Annotated in this window: 16 protein-coding genes and 2 tRNA genes; 1 reads left to right on the plus strand and 17 read right to left on the minus strand. The window is 57.5% G+C overall.

Translation table 11 applies throughout. The annotated features are described in order from the left end of the window. Window positions 1-22: 22 nt before the first annotated feature. The 15 genes from pnp to rlmE all read right to left on the minus strand — a co-directional run bounded on the left by pnp (window position 23) and on the right by rlmE (window position 15,811). Window positions 23-2,188 carry a polyribonucleotide nucleotidyltransferase gene (gene pnp, locus BMY49_RS03525; RefSeq protein ID WP_054645008.1) on the minus strand — a complete coding sequence of 722 codons (2,166 nt, stop codon included), beginning with the start codon at window positions 2,186-2,188 and terminating at the stop codon, window positions 23-25. 136 nt (window positions 2,189-2,324) lie between these two features. Further along, window positions 2,325-2,594, minus strand: a complete 270-nt coding sequence (rpsO, locus tag BMY49_RS03530; RefSeq protein WP_009723734.1) for a 30S ribosomal protein S15 — start codon at window positions 2,592-2,594, stop codon at window positions 2,325-2,327. Window positions 2,595-2,700: 106 nt separating this feature from the next. Then, window positions 2,701-3,621, minus strand: coding sequence for a tRNA pseudouridine(55) synthase TruB (truB, locus tag BMY49_RS03535; RefSeq protein ID WP_089674870.1), 921 nt, complete (start codon window positions 3,619-3,621; stop codon window positions 2,701-2,703). Next, window positions 3,621-4,034 (minus strand): 30S ribosome-binding factor RbfA, encoded by a 414-nt coding sequence (gene rbfA / locus BMY49_RS03540; protein ID WP_044629476.1) that lies wholly within the window; start codon window positions 4,032-4,034, stop codon window positions 3,621-3,623. The genes truB and rbfA overlap by 1 nt, the downstream gene beginning before the upstream one ends. A 19-nt stretch (window positions 4,035-4,053) precedes the next feature. Continuing rightward, entirely contained in the window at window positions 4,054-6,594 is a 2,541-nt protein-coding gene (infB, locus tag BMY49_RS03545) for a translation initiation factor IF-2 (protein WP_062372898.1), read from the minus strand. Between the two features lie 27 nt (window positions 6,595-6,621). Continuing rightward, window positions 6,622-8,136: a transcription termination factor NusA gene (gene nusA / locus BMY49_RS18225; RefSeq protein WP_089674872.1), complete on the minus strand. Its 1,515-nt coding sequence runs from the start codon at window positions 8,134-8,136 to the stop codon at window positions 6,622-6,624. A gap of 70 nt (window positions 8,137-8,206) precedes the next feature. Then, window positions 8,207-8,668, minus strand: coding sequence for a ribosome maturation factor RimP (gene rimP, locus BMY49_RS03555; protein WP_074211094.1), 462 nt, complete (start codon window positions 8,666-8,668; stop codon window positions 8,207-8,209). A 325-nt stretch (window positions 8,669-8,993) separates the two neighbouring features. Then, window positions 8,994-9,070: transfer RNA gene (locus BMY49_RS03560), tRNA-Met, on the minus strand. Window positions 9,071-9,217: 147 nt separating this feature from the next. Then, window positions 9,218-9,304, minus strand: a tRNA-Leu gene (locus tag BMY49_RS03565). A gap of 34 nt (window positions 9,305-9,338) precedes the next feature. Then, window positions 9,339-9,698 carry a preprotein translocase subunit SecG gene (gene secG / locus BMY49_RS03570; protein ID WP_044629472.1) on the minus strand — a complete coding sequence of 120 codons (360 nt, stop codon included), beginning with the start codon at window positions 9,696-9,698 and terminating at the stop codon, window positions 9,339-9,341. A 4-nt stretch (window positions 9,699-9,702) separates the two neighbouring features. Further along, window positions 9,703-10,452, minus strand: a complete 750-nt coding sequence (gene tpiA, locus BMY49_RS03575; protein ID WP_074211096.1) for a triose-phosphate isomerase — start codon at window positions 10,450-10,452, stop codon at window positions 9,703-9,705. Window positions 10,453-10,581: 129 nt separating this feature from the next. Beyond that, entirely contained in the window at window positions 10,582-11,931 is a 1,350-nt protein-coding gene (gene glmM, locus BMY49_RS03580) for a phosphoglucosamine mutase (protein WP_044629470.1), read from the minus strand. Then, a complete protein-coding gene (folP, locus tag BMY49_RS03585; protein WP_089674899.1) occupies window positions 11,928-12,845 on the minus strand; it encodes a dihydropteroate synthase in 918 nt (305 codons plus the stop codon). Before folP ends, glmM begins: the two co-directional genes overlap by 4 nt. A 107-nt stretch (window positions 12,846-12,952) precedes the next feature. Continuing rightward, window positions 12,953-14,950: an ATP-dependent zinc metalloprotease FtsH gene (ftsH, locus tag BMY49_RS03590; protein ID WP_089674874.1), complete on the minus strand. Its 1,998-nt coding sequence runs from the start codon at window positions 14,948-14,950 to the stop codon at window positions 12,953-12,955. 213 nt (window positions 14,951-15,163) lie between these two features. Continuing rightward, complete coding sequence (gene rlmE, locus BMY49_RS03595; protein ID WP_089674876.1) at window positions 15,164-15,811, minus strand: 23S rRNA (uridine(2552)-2'-O)-methyltransferase RlmE; 648 nt, start codon at window positions 15,809-15,811, stop codon at window positions 15,164-15,166. A 114-nt stretch (window positions 15,812-15,925) separates the two neighbouring features. On the opposite strand from rlmE, the gene yhbY reads away from it, so the two are divergent. Continuing rightward, on the plus strand, window positions 15,926-16,252 hold the full coding sequence (gene yhbY / locus BMY49_RS03600; protein ID WP_016915916.1) for a ribosome assembly RNA-binding protein YhbY: 327 nt from the start codon (window positions 15,926-15,928) through the stop codon (window positions 16,250-16,252). A gap of 102 nt (window positions 16,253-16,354) precedes the next feature. Here the strand turns inward: yhbY and greA are convergent, their stop codons facing one another. Both greA and carB read right to left on the minus strand, forming a co-directional pair. Then, a complete protein-coding gene (gene greA / locus BMY49_RS03605) occupies window positions 16,355-16,831 on the minus strand; it encodes a transcription elongation factor GreA (protein ID WP_044629467.1) in 477 nt (158 codons plus the stop codon). Continuing rightward, the gene (gene carB / locus BMY49_RS03610) at window positions 16,828-20,058 is read right to left on the minus strand and encodes a carbamoyl-phosphate synthase large subunit (protein ID WP_089674878.1); all 3,231 of its coding nucleotides are present in this window, start codon (window positions 20,056-20,058) and stop codon (window positions 16,828-16,830) included. Before carB ends, greA begins: the two co-directional genes overlap by 4 nt. Window positions 20,059-20,122 lie beyond the last annotated feature (64 nt).

A 20,122-nucleotide genomic window follows, 5' to 3' on the forward strand; every position in this document is an offset into this window, starting at 1 on the left:
TAAATCCTACGCTGAGCGCTCGTTAGCTAGCGACGTCCGCCTCGGCAGCTTCAAACGCTGCTTTCTCTTCTTCGGTGATCTCTTTGATCGAGAGCTTCACGCGGTTGCGGTTGTCAATATCCAACACCTTCACGATGACATCGTCGCCTTCGTTCAGGAAGTCGCGCACGTTATTGACGCGCTCCTGGACGATTTGCGAGATGTGCACCAGGCCATCGGTTCCCGGCATGATGTTCACGAACGCACCAAAGTCGGCGATACGTACGACCTTGCCTTTGTACAGCTTGCCGATTTCCGCTTCGGCGGTGATCGCCAGTACGGTATCGATGGCTTTCTTGGCAGCGGCTTTGTCTTCGGCGTAGATGCGAACGGTGCCATCGTCATCAAGATCGATCGATGCGCCGGTGTCTTCGCAAATCTTGCGAATGGTGGCACCGCCCTTGCCGATGACGTCGCGAATCTTGTCCGGATCGATTTTGATCGTCGCCATGGAGGGGGCGTTTTCCGACACCTCGTTACGGCTCTGGCTGATCACGGCGTTCATCTGCGCCAGGATACCGATGCGCGCATCGTGGGCCTGTTGCAGCGCAGTCTCCATGATCTCTTCGTTGATGCCCTCGATCTTGATGTCCATCTGCAGGGCAGTGACGCCCTCTTCAGAACCGGCCACTTTGAAGTCCATGTCACCCAGGTGGTCTTCGTCACCCAGGATATCGGTCAGCACCGCGTAGCCGTCTTCGTCTTTGACGAGGCCCATGGCAATACCCGCCACCGGGGCTTTCAGCGGAACGCCCGCATCCATCAACGCCAGCGAGGAACCGCACACGGACGCCATGGAGCTAGAGCCATTGGATTCGGTGATTTCCGACACCACACGGATGGTGTAGGGGAACTCTTCTTCGGACGGCAGCATCGCTTGGACACCGCGACGCGCCAAACGGCCGTGGCCGATTTCACGGCGCTTTGGGCCACCCATGAAGCCCGCTTCACCCACCGAGTAGGGAGGGAAGTTGTAGTGCAGCATGAAGCGGTCTTTACGCTCGCCTTCCAGCGACTCGATGAGCTGCGAATCACGCAGCGTGCCGAGTGTTGCGACCGCAATGGCCTGGGTCTCACCACGGGTGAAGATGGCTGAGCCGTGAGTTTTCGGCAGCACGCCGACTTCGATGTTCAGCGGACGCACGGTGACGTTGTCGCGGCCATCGATACGCGGCTCGCCCTTGACCACGCGGGAGCGCACCACACGCTTCTCAAGCGCTGCGAACGCGCCTTTCACGTCATCCTTGCTGAACTTGCCTTCCGCTTCCTCTTCGCCTTCGGCAGCCGCTAATTGTTCGACGGCCGCGTCTTTCAGCGCTGCGAGTGCATCTTGGCGCTGCATTTTATCGGTGATGCGGTACGCCTCACCCACTTTGGCTTCAAAAGCATCGGCCATGGCCGTTTTCAAGGCAACGTTTTCTGCCGGCGCCTGCCACTCCCAGCGCGGCTTACCAGCGTCGGCAGTCAATTCTTTAATGGCGTCGATCGCGACTTGCATCTCCTGGTGGCCAAACAGTACGGCACCCAGCATTTCGTCTTCGAGCAACTCTTGCGCTTCGGACTCCACCATCAGCACGGCGTTTTCGGTACCGGCCACCACCATGTCCAGCTCGGAGGTGGTCAGCTCTTCGACGGTGGGATTCAGGAAGTAGCCTTGCTCTTCGTTGAAGCCAACACGGGCGGCACCAATCGGGCCATTGAACGGAACGCCTGAGATGCTCAGCGCCGCCGAGGTGCCCAGCATGGCCGCGATGTCCGGATCGTGATTACGGTCGGTGGATAGAACGGTACAGATCACCTGCACTTCGTTCATGAAGCCTTTCGGAAACAGCGGGCGAATCGGGCGGTCGATTAAACGCGACGTGAGGGTCTCTTTCTCCGTCGGGCGGCCTTCACGCTTGAAGAAGCCACCGGGGATTTTACCCACGGCGTAGGTTTTCTCTTGGTAGTGTACCGAGAGCGGAAAGAAGGGCTGGCCTGGGTTGACGTCTTTCTTCGCCACCACCGTACACAGGACGACGGTGTCGTCCATGGTGACCATCACGGCACCAGTGGCTTGGCGAGCAATACGCCCAGTTTCGAGGGTGACGGTGCTGCGACCGTATTGGAACGTTTTTTTGACCGGATTCACGGCTACTTCCTTTAACATTAATAGCTACTTGTCTTTTCGCTTGGGTCGTTTGACTCGCCACCATTCTAGGCGTTGACGCGCCGTACGGCTACCAGAAACAAAAAACGGGCAGCCCACAAGGAGCTGCCCGTTTTAGATCATGGCCGTTAAGAACTTAACGGCGCAGACCCAGACGCTGAATCAGAGACTGATAGCGTTCGAAATCTTTACGCTTCAGGTAGTCCAGCAGCTTACGACGCTGGTTTACCATGCGGATCAGACCACGACGAGAGTGGTGATCCTGCTTGTTGGTCTTGAAGTGGTCCTGCAGGCCGTTGATGTTGGCGCTCAGCAGTGCAACCTGAACTTCAGGGGAACCGGTATCGTTATCGCCGCGGCCGTATTCGTTGACGATCTCGGCCTTTTTCTCAGCGGTTAATGCCATCTGTCTCTCCAGTAAGCAATATGCCTAAAAATGAATGGGTGAGACCACGCATATTTGCAGTCTCAAGCGACTATTTTCGCGCAAATCGCCACATCCTTGCAACGCTTTACGAGATAGCGACCGTACTTAACAGCCGCTTGGGGGCCACTTCCTGCGGCCCTTTTACAACGCCAAGGCCGATAAACGTCTCGGCGTAATAAAGTCGTGCTAGCGCATCTGGTGCTAATTCACCAATGGCTAGATGGGCAGACTGCCCGTGGGCAAGCCTTCCAAACGAGGTGTCATCGACGCTAAGCGACGGCAGGTGATCGACCAGCACATCCACGGGCATCAGTTCCGCCTCGCGGTCGGCTTGGCTAGCCAGTGCTTCCAGTGCCTCGAGTGTCCACATCGCATCACCATCGAACGGCCCGGTTTTGAGCCGACGTAGCTGACTGATATGGGCACCACAGCCCAGCGCGTGGCCAATGTCTTCCGCCAACGTGCGGATGTACGTGCCTTTGCTGCAGCTGACTTCCAGCTCGAACGCCGTGCCCTCGAACGAAAGCAGGCGCGCATCATACACGCTTACCCGCCGCGCTGCACGCTCAACCTGCTTACCCTCGCGGGCCAGCTCGTAGAGCTTTTTACCCTGATGCTTCAGCGCCGAGTACATGGGCGGCACCTGATCGATCTCGCCGCGAAAACGCGTCAAGACAGATTCGATGTCCTCGACCGCAAGGTTTGGCACCTCGCGCCGCTCCAGCACAGTGCCTTCGGCATCGCCGGTATCGGTGATCACCCCCAGTTCGACCCGGGTGCGATACATCTTGTCGGCTTCCAGCAGATGCGCGGAAAACTTGGTGGCCTCCCCCAGGCAGATAGGCAGCAAGCCTGTCGCCATCGGGTCCAGCGTGCCGGTATGCCCGGCTTTTTGCGCCTCAAAGAGACGGCGCACACGCTGCAGCGCGTGATTGCTGGAGAGGCCTTTCGGCTTATCCAGCAGCACCACGCCATTGACCGGTAATCCGCGACGGCGACGGGGCATTAGCGCGCCTCCTCACCTTGCTCTTCACTGCCGCCCTCGTCTTCCGCTTGACGGGCACGGTCAGAAGAGACCGCTTCGTCGATCAGCGATGAGAGGTGCTGGCCGCGCACCACACTTTCATCGAAATGAAAGCGCAGTTCGGGTACGTGACGCAGCTTGATGCGCTGGGCGATTTGGCTTCTCAGAAACCCTGCTGCACGTTTCAGTACCTGCAGGTTCTCCTTGATACGCTCGGGATCCTGTTCACCCAGCAGGGTGACGTAGATATCGGCGTAGCCAAGGTCACGACTAACGGTGGCCCCGCTCACCGTGACCATGCCCAAGCGCGGATCTTTCACTTCGCGTTGGATCAGTACCGCCAGCTCCTTTTGGAGCTGGTCGGCTACTCGGTCGGTACGCTTAAATTCGCGCATGGTTGCTCCTCGCGCGGCCTTACAGGCTGCGCTCGACCTTCACTTGGTCAAAGACTTCGATCTTGTCGCCGACCTGGACATCGTTGTAGTTCTTCACGCCGATGCCACACTCCATGCCGTTACGCACTTCTTGTACGTCGTCTTTGAAGCGGCGCAGCGATTCGAGCTCACCTTCGTAGATGACCACGTTGTCACGCAGAACGCGGATACGCTTGCTGCGCGACACGGTGCCTTCGACGACCATACAGCCAGCCACCGCACCGATCTTCGGCGCGCGGAACACGTCGCGTACTTCGGCCACACCCACGATCTCTTCTTTCCACTCGGGGGCGAGCATACCGCTCATCGCCTGTTTGACTTCGTCGATCAGGTGGTAGATGACGCTGTAGTAGCGCAGATCCAGACCTTCACGCTCGATGATCTCACGAGCAGCGGCATCGGCACGGACGTTGAAGCCCACCACGATGGCTTCCGAGGCCAGCGCCAAGTTGGCGTCGGTACCGGTGATACCACCTACACCGGAGGAGACCACGGCCACCTGCACTTCTTCGGTGGAGAGCTCTTCCAAGGCGCCTTTGATCGCTTCCAGCGAGCCCTGTACGTCGGCTTTGAGGACGATGTTGACCTTGGCCACTTCGTCTTGGCCCATCTGGCTGAACATGTTCTCCAGCTTGGCCTTCTGCTGACGCGCCAGGCGTACTTCGCGGTATTTACCCTGACGGAAGTTAGCTACTTCGCGGGCTTTCTTCTCGTCGGCCACGACCATGAAGTCGTCACCAGCATCCGGCGTGCCGTCGAGACCCTGGATCTCTACTGGCATGGCGGGGCCAGCGGTATCGACCTGCTTGCCTAGCTCGTTGGTCAGCGCACGTACGCGACCGTAATGCAGGCCAGCCAGGACGATATCACCCTTCTTCAGCGTACCGTTTTGAACCAGCACGGTAGCGACCGGACCGCGCCCTTTATCCAAGCGCGACTCAACTACCACACCTTTACCCGGTGCCGACGGAACGGCTTTGAGCTCGAGTACTTCAGATACCAGCTGGATGGCTTCCAGCAGATCTTCGATGCCTTCACCACTCTTCGCAGAGACGTGAACGAACTGCGTATCACCGCCCCACTCTTCCGAGATAACGCCGTGCTGCGACAGCTCGTTCTTGACACGATCGGGATCGGCCTGGGGCTTATCGATCTTGTTCACGGCCACGACCATCGGTACACCAGCAGCTTTCGAGTGCTCGACGGCTTCGATGGTTTGCGGCATGACGCCGTCGTCGGCCGCCACCACCAGGATGACCACGTCGGTGGCTTTCGCACCGCGAGCACGCATGGCGGTAAACGCCGCGTGACCCGGGGTATCCAGGAAGGTCACGCCACCGTGGTCATCTTCCACATGGTAGGCACCGATGTGCTGGGTAATACCGCCCGCTTCGCCAGTGGCGACTTTCGCACGACGGATATAGTCCAGCAGCGAGGTCTTACCGTGGTCAACGTGACCCATGACGGTGACGACCGGTGAGCGGGTGATCTCTTCGCCTTCGTAGGAGATGCCTTCCAGCATTTCCGTTTCCAGCGCGTCATCTTTCACCAGTTTGACCTTGTGGCCCATCTCTTCCACCACAATCGCCGCTGTATCCTGGTCGATTGTTTGGTTGATGGTCACCGCAGCACCCATGGTGAACATGGCCTTGATGACTTCGTTGGCCTTGATCGACATCTTGTCGGCCAGCTCAGCAACGCTGATCGACTCAGGGATCGAGACTTCACGAACGATCGGCTGCGTCGGCTTCTGGAAGCCGTGCTTGCCATTACCACTTTGGCTAGCACCACCACGACGTCCGCCACGGCGCTCGGCACGCTTCACTTTCTTGCCGCCGCCGCGCTTACGCTCTTCGCGATCGCCACGATCATCGTCGTCGTCACGGCCTTTCTTCTTCGCGGCTGCCTTTTTCGGCGGCGCAGTACGACGATCGGTACGGCCCTCTTTCGGCGGTGCCGGCGGCAGATCATCGGCTACCGGCGTGTCGTCGATTTCAAGCTCGGGCACTTCGATATCCGGCACTTCAGCGGCTTTGGCTTTGGCCTTCTCTTCCGCTTCTTTACGCGCGGCGTCTTCGGCAGCTTTGGCTTTCGCAGCGGCGGCTTTCTCTTCAGCGACGCGGGCATCGCGCGCTTTACGCTCTGCTTCTGCTTCCGCCATATCGCCTACCAACTGACGCGGGCCAGAGTGCTTGGGTTCAGGCGCCTTCGGCTTCTCATCTTCTTCGCGCTTAACGTAGGTTTTCTTCTTACGAACCTGTACTTCGATCGTTTTACCGCGCTCGCCGGTCTTGATGCGGCTGCGGGTTTTACGGGTCAGCGTAATACGGTTTTTGCTCGGTTCGCTGTCGCCGCCGCCGTGGCTTTTCTTCAAAAAGCTTAGCAGTGTCTGCTTGTCATCTTCAGATACGGCGTCGTTTTCTGAAGCATGCTTCAAGCCAGCTTCTTTCATCTGTTCCAATAGGCGGGGCACATCGCGGCCCACCTTTACTGCAAAATCTTTAACTGTCATATCTGACATAGTGACCCTCCTCAGCCCGTGACCTGTTTACTGTGTGTTTGAATCCGATGTGTCATCAACTTCAAACCAGGGCGCACGGGCAGTCATGATCAGTGCCGCTGCGCGCGCTTCGTCCAACTCCTCGATATCGACCAGATCGTCGACAGACTGCTCGGCGAGATCTTCCATTGTGACGATACCGCGGCTGGCCAGAATGAAGGCCAGGTGGCGCTCCATACCGTCCATCTCCAGCAGGTCATCCGCTGGTTGGGCACCGTCCAGCGCTTCTTCCGAGGCAATCGCCATCGTCAGCAGCTCGTCTTTTGCGCGTGCACGCAGCTCTTCCACCAGCTCTTCGTCGAACTCTTCGATTTCGAGCATCTCTTCCAGCGGCACGTAGGCAACTTCTTCCAGGGTGGTAAACCCTTCCTCCACTAGCAGGCGAGCGACCTCATCATCGACCCCCAGATGATGAACAAAGGAATCCACCAGGCTGTCGATTTCCTGCTCGCGCTTGGACTCCGCTTCATCTTCGGTCATGACGTTGATCCGCCAGCCGGTCAATTCAGACGCCAAACGCACGTTCTGGCCGCTACGGCCAATGGCCTGTGCCAGGTTGTCCTGTGCCACGGCGACGTCCATAGCGTGCGCATCCTCGTCCACCAAGATCGAGGCCACGTCGGCCGGCGCCATGGCGTTGATCACCAGTTGAGCCGGGTTGTCGTCCCACAGAACGATATCTACACGCTCGTTTTTCAGCTCAGATGATACCGCCTGAACCCGTGAGCCACGCATACCGACGCAGGCACCGACCGGATCAATGCGGCGGTCGTTGGTTTTCACTGCGATCTTGGCACGTGAGCCGGGGTCGCGAGCAGCACCTTTGATTTCAATCAGCTGCTCGGCGATTTCCGGCACCTCAATTTTGAACAGCTCAATGATGAATTCAGGGCAGGTGCGTGAGAGTTGCAGCTGCGCACCGCGAGCGTCCGGGTCAACCTTGACCAGCAGCGCGCGAACACGCTCGTTCATCCGGTAGCGCTCGCCGGGGATCATCTCGTTACGCGGCAAAAACGCTTCGGCGTTTTCTCCCAGATCAATGATCAGGCCGTCACGGGTGGTCTTCTTAACGATACCCGCAACGAGTTCGCCTTCACGGTCAGCGTACTGACGCACGACTTCGGCACGCTCGGCTTCGCGCACTTTCTGCACGATGACCTGCTTGGCAGTTTGCGCGGCGATACGCCCGAACACGGCGTTTTCGATCTTTTGCTCGACCACATCGCCCAGCTTCAGCGGCGGGTCGCGCTGCTCGGCAATGCTCTGCTTGATTTCATAGTCTGGCGTTTCGAATTCGTCATCTTCGACCACGGTCCAGTAGCGGAACGTATCGTAGTCACCGGTGCGGCGATCAATATGAACGCGCACATTGGCTTCTTCGTGCTCAAAACGCTTACGCGACGCGCTGGCCAGCGCGGCTTCTACCGCTTCGAAGATGACATCGCGGGGGACGCCTTTTTCATTAGAGATCGCGTCCACGACCATTAAAATTTCTTTACTCATGCGTTTGCCTCGCCAGAAAACCTGTCCTTTTGTGCATCATCCCGGCGCCTGCCGGAAGCCGCGACCCGTGTTATTCGTCGAACTGCGGGACAACGTGCGCAGAATCGATGCTTTCGATAGGAAAGCAGTACTCTTCGCCTTCCAGTTGCAGTAGCACTTCATCGCCATCGACACCTGCGAGGAGCCCTTGGTATTTGCGTCGCCCATCGAACGCGACACGTAGCTTCAGAGCGACCTGGTGGCCCTGATAGCGGATAAAGTGATCCAGGGAGTAAAGGGGACGTGCCATGCCGGGCGACGAGACTTCCAAGCGGTATTCGCCGGGAATGGGGTCTTCCACATCCATCACGGCACTGACTTGGCGGCTAATATCAGCGCAGTCTTCCACGCTGACACCGCTCTCGCGCTCGATGTAAATCACCAGCCGCGAATGCTTGCCCTGGGAAATATGGTCGATACCCCATAGCTCGAAGCCCATGGCGGCAACGACAGGTTCGATCAGCGCGTGAAGCGCAGCGTGTTTTGTGGCCACAGACAAAGCTCCTATAGCCGTTGCATCAGGCACCTGGCCAGGAGTCGTAAGAAAAGCTAGGTGGCTGATTGGCATTACCTGGGAATGTGTCTCTGGCTACTCGAACAACATCCGCTCTTGAGACACGCTTGGCTCGCAAAAAGCTCTTCATAAAAGCTGTTTACAAAAAACCAGTTACAAAAAGCTACTAACAAAAAGCCCCTTCACAGGAAGGGGCTTTTCAAAAGAAACCTGTAGTACCATTTTAGCAACATGTCGCGAATTTTTCGCAGCTCAAAAGCACCTTAATACATGCCGTTGATCCTAAACCATGCTACTAGATAAATGGTAGCGGGGACCGGATTTGAACCGATGACCTTCGGGTTATGAGCCCGACGAGCTACCAGACTGCTCCACCCCGCATCAATCTAGGTCGACGATAATAGACACTTGAAAGGCTTACGTCAAGAACTCATTCCAAGAACTTGTTTCAAAAACTTTTTCAAATGCGTCTTTCGCCTCAGGTGCCAATCCTGACATTCTGGGAAGCTGGTAAACCAGCGAAACAGATGGTGCCGAAGGCGGGACTTGAACCCGCACGACCATACGGTCACTACCCCCTCAAGATAGCGTGTCTACCAATTCCACCACTTCGGCATCAGGGGAGGCTAAAGAAAGCGACATCAAGAAGTTACTCGCTGCTTTCCTCTAGCACTGGCGCGGTATTATCCATACTTGCAGGGGAGTCGTCAAGCATTGGAATGTTTTGCTGCTGTTCGATCAGCCGCGCATCAGGAATACCGGCTTCCGGCGCTTGGCCTGCCTGAGTGGCAAAGTATGCTAGAGCCATCGAGGTCACAAAAAAGCCAGCGGCTAAAATACCGGTGGTACGCGACAGGAAGTTACCACTGCCCCGCGAGCCGAAAACCGTTTGCGACGCACCACCACCAAAGGCTGCGCCTGCTTCGGCACCTTTTCCCTGCTGGAGCAGGATGAGTACAACCAAGGCGACCGCAATCACCACGTGAACCATAAGAATTGCAACTTGCATGGAGTTATCCTGCTGACTGACAAATGGCGTAGAAATCGTCGGTTTTAAGCGAGGCACCGCCCACTAAACCGCCGTCGATGTCCGGCTGGGCGAGCAGCTCAGCCGCGTTACTTGCGTTCATGCTACCGCCGTAAAGCAGTTTCAGCTGCTCGGCAAGCGACGCATCAAACCCTGCCTGATAGGCACGAATGCCTGCCATGACCTCTTGCGCCTGCTCTGGCGTGGCCGTACGGCCGGTACCTATCGCCCACACAGGCTCGTAGGCAATAACGATTTGCAGACGCTGCTCTGGTGCTAAGCGAGCCATGATATAGCCTACTTGGCGCAACACAACGTCCATCGTGCGGCCTGCATCGCGCTCTTCCAGCGTTTCACCCACGCATAGAATAGGCGTCAGCCCAGTATCAAGGGCTGCCAACAGACGGTCAAACACCTGCTCGTCGCTTTCGCGGTAAAGCTGGCGGCGCTCAGAATGCCCCACCAACACGTAGGCCACACCAAACTCTTTGAGCATGCTACCGCTCACTTCCCCGGTATGTGCCCCGGAGTGATGAGGATTAAGCGTTTGCGCCCCTAACTGCAGCGGCGTGTTGCTGAACGCATGGCGCGCAGCGTCTAGATAGGGAAACGGCGGAATGACCACCACGTCGATATTGGCGGGCAGCGCAGCAGAAGCAAACGTTTTGCCAAACGACTCAATCAACGCCGCAGAACCGTTCATTTTCCAGTTACCGGCGATTAATGGCGTACGCATGGATAATCCTCACTCAAGGTGGAGCAAAATGGTATAGGAGCCGCCTTGTCAAGACAACCGCTGTTGCAAGCCCAGTGACAAGCAGGACGCGCTCTGCCAAGCAAGGACGGCTATTCACGACCCAGCATGCTAGCCGAGTAGCGCCTGCACTTGACCTGCCAGCTTATTAGCTAAGCGATCCACATCCAAATGAGCGCGTCCTTCCACCATTACGCGGATTAATGGCTCGGTGCCGGATGGGCGCAGCAGTACCCGCCCTTGGTCCCCTAATTCAGCCTCTAATGCAGCCACAGCATCCAACAGCGGTTGGGCAGCCATAACCTCTTTGGCATTCGACCCTGCGGGCAAGCGCACATTAACCAGTGATTGCGGCACTTTTTCCAGCCCTTTCAGCAGCGATGGTAACGGTTTTTGCTCCCGCACCATTAACCCCAGCACCTGCAAGGCTGACACAATACCATCACCGGTCGTTTGTACGTGGCCACAGACAATGTGTCCCGACGCTTCGCCGCCCAGCTCCCAGCCGTTGGCTGCCATCATTTCCATCACGAAGCGGTCGCCTACTTTGGCACGCTGGAACGGGATACCGAGCCGGTCTAATGCCATCCCCAGGCCGAAGTTACTCATCAGCGTGCCGACCACTCCGCCTTCCAGAAGGCCGCGCTCAAAACGGTCACGGGCGATTAAGTACAAAATATCGTCGCCATCGACCTCACGACCATCCGCATCAACGAGCAGTACACGGTCGCCATCGCCATCGAAAGCAATGCCTAAATCCGCCCCTTGCTGAATTACCGCCGCCCGCAGCGCTGCTGGGTGTGTCGATCCCACATGGTGGTTGATATTTAATCCATCTGGCGCGGCGCCAATCACGCTCACTTCCGCCCCTAGCTCGCGAAAAACGCTGGGCGCGATATGGTAAGTGGCACCGTGGGCGCAATCCAATACCACTTTCAGTCCGTGCAGACTAAGTCGGTCCGGCAGGGTAGATTTACAGAACTCAATATAGCGGCCTGCGGCATCGTCAATGCGTGCCGCCTTACCTAGCTGCGCTGCATCGGCGGTGGTCAACGGGGCTTCCAGCATCGCTTCAATGCGGCCTTCCACGTCATCCGGCAGCTTTTTGCCTTCTGCGGAGAAAAACTTAATGCCGTTATCGTCAAACGGATTATGAGAAGCTGAAATCACAATGCCCGCATCCGCCCGGAAGGTACGTGTGAGATAAGCGATCCCAGGCGTGGGCATCGGCCCTAACAGGGAAACATCCACACCGGCGGCTGAAAGCCCCGCTTCCAGCGCCGACTCAAACATATAGCCAGAAATACGCGTGTCTTTACCAATTAATACCCGCGTGCGGCCCTTTTCACGGCGCAGCACCTGCCCAGCGGCCCACCCCAACTTGAGCATAAAATCAGCGGTAATCGGTGACTGCCCAACGGTACCGCGAATACCATCAGTACCAAAATAGCGTCGTGTCATAACGAGAGTTCCTTATCAACGGGCGGCTCACAGCCCTCTTGTAGCACCGCCCAAGCCATATTCACAGCATCCACTGTAGGCCCAACATCATGCACTCGTAGAATGCTCGCCCCACGTTCAACCGCCATAGCCGACAAAGCCAAGCCGCCAGCTAACCGCTCTTCTACCGGACGACCCAGTACTTTGCCAATCATGCTTTTACGTGACATGCCTACCAATATCGGCAGATCAAGCGCGAGCAGCGACTCCATATACTTGAGCAAACGCAGATTATGCTCGACGGTTTTGCCAAACCCAAAGCCAGGGTCGATCAAAAGACGATGACGGCGCAGCCCTACTGCTTCACAAGCATCGATACGCTCGGATAAATACGCCGCGACCGCACGCTCTACGGGCTCGCTGTACTCAGGAGAGTGCTGCATGTTCTGCGGCTCGCCCTGGCGGTGCATCAGACACACAGGCAAACCGCTGCTGGCAGCAGCTGCCAGTGCGCCCTCGCGCTCTAGCGCACGCACATCGTTAATCATCCCCACCCCTAAGGCGCTGGCTTCACGAATTACCGTGGCGCTGCTGGTATCCACCGATACCAACGCATCTAGTTCGCGCACCAGAGCTTCCACTACGGGTGCGACACGGTCTAGCTCTTGCTGCTCAGAAACCGCCATAGCGCCTGGACGGGTCGATTCGCCGCCCACATCAATCAAGGCAGCGCCTTCGGCCAGCATGCGCTCGGCGTGGCGTAGCGCATCGTCTAAGGCAACATGCTGACCACCATCGGAGAACGAATCAGGCGTGACGTTCAAAATACCCATCACCCGTGGAAACGAAAGATCAAGCGTATGGCGCCCACAGCGCAGCTGCAAAGCACTCTCTGCTTGGCGCGAAGGCGATGAAGGGTCAACGTTCGGTGTCATGCTACCGCCTAAAAATAGAAAAGAAACGTAACTGCTATTGGCCCACAGCATAACAAAAAGGCGCCCCAATATGGGACGCCTTTGCTAACACCAGCAGTATGGCTTGATTAAGGACCTGCCGGGCCACCTAGCGGGTCAGATGGGCGACGGCGAGGCTCATCGTCATCCTCTTCGCCTTCATCGCTTGACGCGTTAGGTGCTTGCTCATCCGCTTTCGCTTCTGGCTTATCGTCGCTGATGCGCATTCCACCACCAGAGGAGTCACCGTCGTTCCAGCCTTCCGGCGGACGCGGGTCACGTCCTTCCATGATGTCTTTAAGCTGGCTGGCGTCGATGGTTTCAAACTTCATCAGCGCTTCTGCCATGGCATCCAGCTTGTCGCGGTTGTCATGCAGAATCTGACGCGCCTGCTCGTAACACTCATCGATAATCTTGCGCACTTCTTTATCAAGACGCGTGATGGTTTCGCCAGATTTCAGCTTACCGCCGCCCTGACCAGGGCCACCGAGGAACTGGTGAGACTCGTCCTCATCGTACATGATCGGCCCCATCTCATCCGAGAGACCCCATTTGGCCACCATGTTGTGAGCCAGCTCAGTGGCACGCTTGATGTCGTTAGATGCACCAGTGGTCACACCGTTAGCACCCAGCGTCATCTCTTCGGCAATACGACCGCCAAACAGCGAGCAGATCTGGCTGATAATTTGCTGGCGCGACAGGCTGTAGCGATCCTCTTCCGGCAGGAACATCGTCACACCCAGCGCGCGGCCACGGGGAATAATCGTCACCTTGTAGACCGGATCGTGCTCAGGCATGACCAAGCCAATAATCGCGTGGCCTGCTTCGTGATAAGCGGTATTGAGCTTCTCTTTATCGGTCATGACCATGGATTTGCGCTCAGCGCCCATCATGATCTTGTCCTTGGCCAGCTCAAGCTCTTCCATGCCTACCAGGCGCTTGTTACGACGCGCCGCAAACAGGGCAGCCTCGTTCACCAGGTTGGCCAGGTCGGCACCGGAGAAGCCAGGCGTACCACGGGCAATCAGCTGCGGCTTCACGTCATCCGCCAGCGGCACCTTGCGCAGGTGAACGCCCAGAATATGCTCACGGCCACGGATATCCGGCAAGCCCACGGTTACCTGACGGTCGAAGCGGCCCGGGCGCAGCAGCGCGGGGTCAAGAACGTCCGGGCGGTTGGTGGCGGCGATGACAATAATGCCCTCGTTGGCTTCAAAGCCGTCCATCTCGACCAGCAGCTGGTTCAGCGTCTGCTCACGCTCATCATTACCACCACCCATGCCGGTACCGCGCGAGCGGCCAACAGCATCGATTTCGTCGATAAAGATAATGCAGGGCGCCTGCTTCTTGGCCTGTTCGAACATGTCGCGTACGCGGGACGCACCCACACCGACGAACATTTCAACGAAGTCGGAACCCGAGATGGAGAAGAACGGCACTTTAGCTTCGCCCGCGATAGACTTGGCCAGCAGCGTTTTACCGGTACCGGGCGGGCCCACCATCAGTACGCCGCGGGGAATGGTACCCCCCAGACGCTGGAACTTGGTCGGGTCGCGCAGGAAGTCGACCAGCTCTTCTACTTCCTCCTTCGCTTCGTCGCAGCCTGCGACATCTGCAAAGGTGGTTTTGATCTGATCCTGGGAGAGCAGCTTCGCCTTGGATTTGCCAAAGCTCATCGGGCCACCCTTGCCACCACCGGCACCGCCTTGCATCTGGCGCATGAAGAACATGAAGATCGCCAGAATGAGCAGGATCGGGAAACTGGCAATCAGTAGCCGCGTCCAGATGCTTTGCTGCTCCGGCGCCTTGCCGACCACCGTGACATTGTTGCTCAGCAGGTCGTCGATCAGCTTGGGATCTTCTGCGGCAGGGCGGATGGTCTGGAACTGCGAACCATCGATCCGCTCACCGGTGATGGTATACCCATCGATGGTGACGCTGCGGATCTGCTGATTTTGCACCTGCTGCACAAACTGGGAGTAGTTAGTGGTTTGCGGTGCGCTTTCCGTACTGAAATTATTGAACACTGTCAGTAGAACGGCCGCGATGACCAACCACAGAATCAGGTTCTTCGCCATATCGTTCAAGGGGCTACCCTCATTACAAGAATCCGTCAGTTAACCGTTAGTACTCAGACCTTACACTAGAGTTTAACGTTCAACCATTGCCAAAGCGCATAACGCCCTGGGCCATCTGTGTCACGCTCGTCCAATGTGCATAATGTGACACACCTTACGCCTGCCTGTCTGGCAATCGTGGTGATAAATCGTCGCTATCGTGGCCATGCACGCGGTCACTTGCTAACCGCGAAAGCCTTCGGCCAGAAAATAGACTTCTCGTGAACGGGCCCGTGAAGCATCCGGCTTACGGGTCACTACGCGCTGAAAGCTGCCGCGCAGCTCCTTCAAATAGGTGTCGAAGCCCTCCCCCTGAAACACTTTGACCAGAAAACGCCCCTTGGGCGAGAGCGTTTCACGCGCCAGCTCCAGAGCAAGCTCGACAAGGTACATGGCCTGTGGCTGATCGATGGCTGCCATACCACTCATATTGGGGGCCATGTCCGACATAACAAGGTCTACCGGACGATTTCCCAGGCGCTCAAGAATCGCGTTAAGTACGCTCTCCTCGGTAAAATCGCCCTGAATAAAGTCCACCCCTGCCAGCGCATCCATCTCCAGAATATCAGAGGCGATGACCACGCCCTCTGGCCCGACTTTTTCGGCGGCGATTTGGCTCCATCCACCGGGGGCTGCCCCCAGATCAATGATCGTCATACCATTACGAAACAGTTTATCCTTCTCATCCAGCTCTAGCAGCTTATAGCTCGCCCGGGAGCGGTAGCCATCCTGCCAGCTCTGTTTTACGTACTGGTCGTCGAAATGTTCTTTCTTCCAGTTGTTGCTGGTTTTGCTCACTGAATGTTTACGGCTTGGAGGCTTTTGCTGCATGTGGGAATCTGACACTGGAATAAGAGATGGGTGCGTTCACGTGATTGCTTTCACTTAGCGGCATTTCACCGTAAGATGGAACGTTAAGCGCTAACCGGGATACCGCAAGATACCATGAGCTTGTCACAGGCACAAAAGAAAGCATTTCGTAGCATTGGCCACCATTTGAACCCCGTGGTCACCGTTTCTGAGAACGGCGTCTCCGAAAACCTGCTCGCAGAACTCAGCCGCGCGCTCAACGACCACGAGCTGATCAAAGTGAAGCTCGCCCTGCCCGAGCGGGATGATCGCGCCGCGATGATCAACGAGCTGCTGGCTGACAGCAAGGCCGAGCTGGTGCAGACCATTGGCAAAATGGCGCTGCTTTATCGCCGCAACCCAAAGGCTAACCCCAAGCTCTCCAACGTTACCCGCTTCGAAAACCATCACGGGCGGCACTAAAGCACACAGTACTATGCTGACACGGTGCCAAGCGCCGCTAAGCTAAAAGGCCCGAAGCAGCTACCTGCATCGGGCCTTTTTTATGGCGCTATCCGCACAATATTAGAGGTGTTCAACACTCTCAATTTCGTACTCAACGTCGCCGCCGGGCGTTTTCACCACCACCACATCGCCCTCTTCTTTACCAATCAGCGCGCGCGCAATGGGTGAAGTGACCGAAATACGCCCCGCTTTAATGTCGGCTTCATCTTCGCCAACAATGCGATAGGTAACGCTGGCATCACTATCCAGGTTCAAGAGCGACACAGTCACCCCAAAAATCACCTTGCCGGTTTTCGGCAGCTTGGTGACATCAATCACCTGGGCGCCAGAGAGCTTACTCTCGATTTCCTGAATACGGCCTTCAATAAACCCCTGTTGTTCACGGGCGGCGTGGTACTCGGCGTTCTCCTTGAGATCGCCGTGTTCACGCGCTTCAGCGATGGCCGCAATCACCTGAGGGCGAGCTTCGCCCTTCAAGTGGTTGAGCTCTTCGCGAAGACTTTTTTCTCCCGCTACCGTCATCGGGACCTTGTTCATTGACTTGCTCCTGCATGCAGATCCTGAAGGCGCCGCACCGTAATCTCCCTACCGTACTCTAGCGCCATGCAAACAGCATTAGCGCCCGCCAAGGTGGTCGCATAGGGCACCTTGCGCGCGAGAGCAGTACGGCGAATGATCGAAGAGTCGTTGATTGCCTGACGACCTTCGGTGGTATTCACGATGTAGGCGATTTCGTCGTTCTTCAGCAGATCGACGATATGGGGACGGCCTTCGTAGACTTTATTGACGTGCTCCACGGGCAGCCCGGCGGCTTCGAGGGCCGCAGCGGTACCGCGTGTTGCACATAGCGTGAAGCCCAATGTTAGCAGAGAACGGGCCACTTCGATAATCCCCTGCTTATCAGGCTCACGCACCGACAGGAACGCTTTACGGTCGCCATCCAGCGCCGGGATCGCCTCGCCCGCGCCCAGCTGCGCCTTGAAAAAGGCTTCCGCGAAGGTATCGCCCGAGCCCATCACTTCACCGGTGGATTTCATTTCCGGCGAGAGAATTGGATCAACGCCCTGGAACTTGTTGAACGGGAAGACCGCTTCTTTGACGCTATAGAAGTGCGGCACTATCTCACGTTCGAAGCCCTGCTCGGCCAGCGTCTTACCAGCCATGCAGCGCGCGGCAATCTGCGCCAGCGAGGTGCCGATGCACTTGGAAACAAACGGCACGGTACGCGATGCACGAGGGTTGACCTCGATCACGTAGATCTCGCCCTCCTGCCAGGCCAGCTGCACGTTCATCAGGCCTTTGACGCCCAGCTCCACGGCCATTTTCTTGACCTGCTCACGCATCTCGTCCTGCACGTCGGCAGGCAGCGAGTAAGGCGGCAGCGCGCAGGCGGAGTCACCGGAGTGAACGCCCGCCTGCTCAACGTGCTGCATGATACCGCCAATCACGACCTGCTGGCCGTCAGAGACCGCATCGATATCCACTTCCACCGCCGCGCTCAGGAAGTGATCCAGCAGTACCGGAGAGTCGTTAGAGACCTTCACCGCGTTGGTCATGTAGTTTTCGAGCTCAGAGGCATCGTAGACGATCTCCATGGCACGGCCACCTAGTACGTAGCTGGGGCGCACGACCAGCGGGTAGCCGATCTTCTCGGCCTTGGTGAAGGCTTCTTCGAAGCTCCGGGCCGTGGCGTTGGGCGGCTGCTTCAGGTCGAGCTTGTCGATCATCACCTGGAAGCGCTCGCGGTCTTCGGCGCGATCGATGGCGTCCGGCGTGGTACCGATGATCGGCACGCCTGCGGCTTCCAGCTCGCGAGCCAGCTTCAGCGGGGTTTGGCCACCGAACTGGACGATGACGCCCACCGGCTTCTCCTTGTCGGCGATTTCCAGCACGTCTTCCAGCGTCACCGGCTCGAAGTAGAGACGGTCGGAGGTGTCGTAGTCGGTGGAGACGGTTTCCGGGTTGCAGTTGACCATGATGGTTTCATAGCCGTCGTCGCGCATGGCGAAGGCGGCGTGCACACAGCAGTAGTCGAACTCGATACCCTGACCGATACGGTTCGGGCCACCGCCCAGCACCATGATCTTCTGGCGATCCGACACGTCCGCTTCGCACTCCTCTTCATAGGTGGAGTACATGTAGGCGGTATCGGAAGCAAACTCGGCGGCACAGGTGTCCACGCGCTTGTACACCGGGCGAATGCCTGCTGCCTGACGCGTCTTGCGGAACTCCTTCTCGGAGACGCCCAGCAGCTTCGCCAGCCGCGCATCGGAGAAGCCCTTGCGCTTGAGCTGGAACAGCTCACGCGCCGAGAACTCTGCCAGGGCGCGCTTGGACACGGCGGCTTCGGTGAGAATCAGGTCTTCCATTTGCACCAGGAACCAGCGGTCGATGTTGGTCAGCGCAAAGATCTCTTCCACGCTCATACCAGCGCGCATAGCATCAGCCACAAAGAAGATACGCTCGGCACCCGCGGCCTGCAGCTCGCCCTTAATCTGGGCCATCGTTTCATCGGTGAACTCGGTGATGATCGGGTCGAGGCCGTCGTTACCGGTTTCCATACCGCGCAGCGCTTTTTGCAGCGACTCTTGGAACGTGCGGCCAATCGCCATCACTTCACCCACCGACTTCATCTGGGTGGTCAGGCGGTCGTTCGCTTGGGGGAATTTCTCGAACGTAAAGCGCGGAATTTTGGTCACGACATAGTCGATGGACGGCTCAAACGACGCTGGTGTTTGACCGCCAGTAATATCGTTCTGCAGCTCGTCAAGGGTGTAACCCACCGCCAGCTTCGCGGCGATTTTAGCAATCGGGAAACCGGTGGCCTTCGATGCCAGCGCCGACGAGCGCGACACACGCGGGTTCATCTCGATCACGACCAGACGACCGGTTTTCGGGTCCATACCGAACTGCACGTTCGACCCCCCGGTTTCCACGCCGATCTCGCGCAGCACGGCCAGAGAGGCGTCGCGCATGATCTGGTACTCTTTATCGGTCAGCGTCTGGGCAGGCGCGACGGTAATCGAGTCGCCGGTGTGTACGCCCATGGGGTCGAAGTTTTCGATGGCGCAGACGATGATGCAGTTGTCGTTGCGGTCACGCACCACTTCCATCTCGTACTCTTTCCAGCCCAGCAGCGACTCGTCGATGAGCAGCTCGTGGTTGTTGGAAAGTTCGAACCCGCGGGTACAGATCTCTTCGAACTCTTCCTTGTTGTACGCCACGCCGCCGCCGGAGCCGCCCATGGTGTAGGAAGGACGGATGATGGTCGGGAAGCCCAGCTCCGCCTGAATCTCCCAGGCCTCGTCCATGGTGTGCGCCACTTTGGCCTTGGGGCACTCCAGGCCAATGCGCTTCATGGCTTGGTCGAACAGGTCGCGGTCTTCCGCCATGTTAATGGCGTCGGCGTTGGCGCCGATCATCTCAACACTGTACTTAGCAAGTACGCCATGTTTTTCAAGATCCAGCGCACAGTTCAGCGCGGTTTGGCCGCCCATGGTGGGGAGAATGGCGTCCGGGCGCTCGACTTCGATAATTTTCTCAACCGCCTGCCAGGTGATTGGCTCGATGTAGGTGGCATCGGCCATGGCAGGGTCGGTCATGATGGTGGCCGGATTAGAGTTGACCAAAATAACCCGGTAACCCTCTTCGCGCAGCGCTTTACACGCCTGAGCGCCAGAGTAGTCGAATTCGCAGGCCTGGCCGATGACAATCGGACCAGCGCCAATGATAAGAATGCTATTGATATCGGTACGCTTAGGCATAACGGTTCCCGCAAAAAGTGGTGACGATGAGCATCAAAACGGCGTAACTAGGCAATGAGAGGCA

Origin of the sequence: Vreelandella aquamarina (assembly GCF_900110265.1) — a bacterium.
GTDB lineage: Bacteria > Pseudomonadota > Gammaproteobacteria > Pseudomonadales > Halomonadaceae > Vreelandella > Vreelandella aquamarina.

Bases quoted from the DNA above. Each gene is read 5' to 3' on its own strand.
- rbfA (WP_044629476.1), bottom strand. From the start codon at position 4,034: ATGCGCGAATTTAAGCGTACCGACCGAGTAGCCGACCAGCTCCAAAAG.
- nusA (WP_089674872.1), bottom strand. From the start codon at position 8,136: ATGAGTAAAGAAATTTTAATGGTCGTGGACGCGATCTCTAATGAAAAA.
- pnp (WP_054645008.1), bottom strand. From the start codon at position 2,188: ATGTTAAAGGAAGTAGCCGTGAATCCGGTCAAAAAAACGTTCCAATAC.
- greA (WP_044629467.1), bottom strand. From the start codon at position 16,831: ATGAACAAGGTCCCGATGACGGTAGCGGGAGAAAAAAGTCTTCGCGAA.
- folP (WP_089674899.1), bottom strand. From the start codon at position 12,845: ATGACACCGAACGTTGACCCTTCATCGCCTTCGCGCCAAGCAGAGAGT.
- infB (WP_062372898.1), bottom strand. From the start codon at position 6,594: ATGTCAGATATGACAGTTAAAGATTTTGCAGTAAAGGTGGGCCGCGAT.
- tpiA (WP_074211096.1), bottom strand. From the start codon at position 10,452: ATGCGTACGCCATTAATCGCCGGTAACTGGAAAATGAACGGTTCTGCG.
- glmM (WP_044629470.1), bottom strand. From the start codon at position 11,931: ATGACACGACGCTATTTTGGTACTGATGGTATTCGCGGTACCGTTGGG.
- rlmE (WP_089674876.1), bottom strand. From the start codon at position 15,811: ATGCAGCAAAAGCCTCCAAGCCGTAAACATTCAGTGAGCAAAACCAGC.
- truB (WP_089674870.1), bottom strand. From the start codon at position 3,621: ATGCCCCGTCGCCGTCGCGGATTACCGGTCAATGGCGTGGTGCTGCTG.
- secG (WP_044629472.1), bottom strand. From the start codon at position 9,698: ATGCAAGTTGCAATTCTTATGGTTCACGTGGTGATTGCGGTCGCCTTG.
- rpsO (WP_009723734.1), bottom strand. From the start codon at position 2,594: ATGGCATTAACCGCTGAGAAAAAGGCCGAGATCGTCAACGAATACGGC.
- yhbY (WP_016915916.1), top strand. From the start codon at position 15,926: ATGAGCTTGTCACAGGCACAAAAGAAAGCATTTCGTAGCATTGGCCAC.
- carB (WP_089674878.1), bottom strand. From the start codon at position 20,058: ATGCCTAAGCGTACCGATATCAATAGCATTCTTATCATTGGCGCTGGT.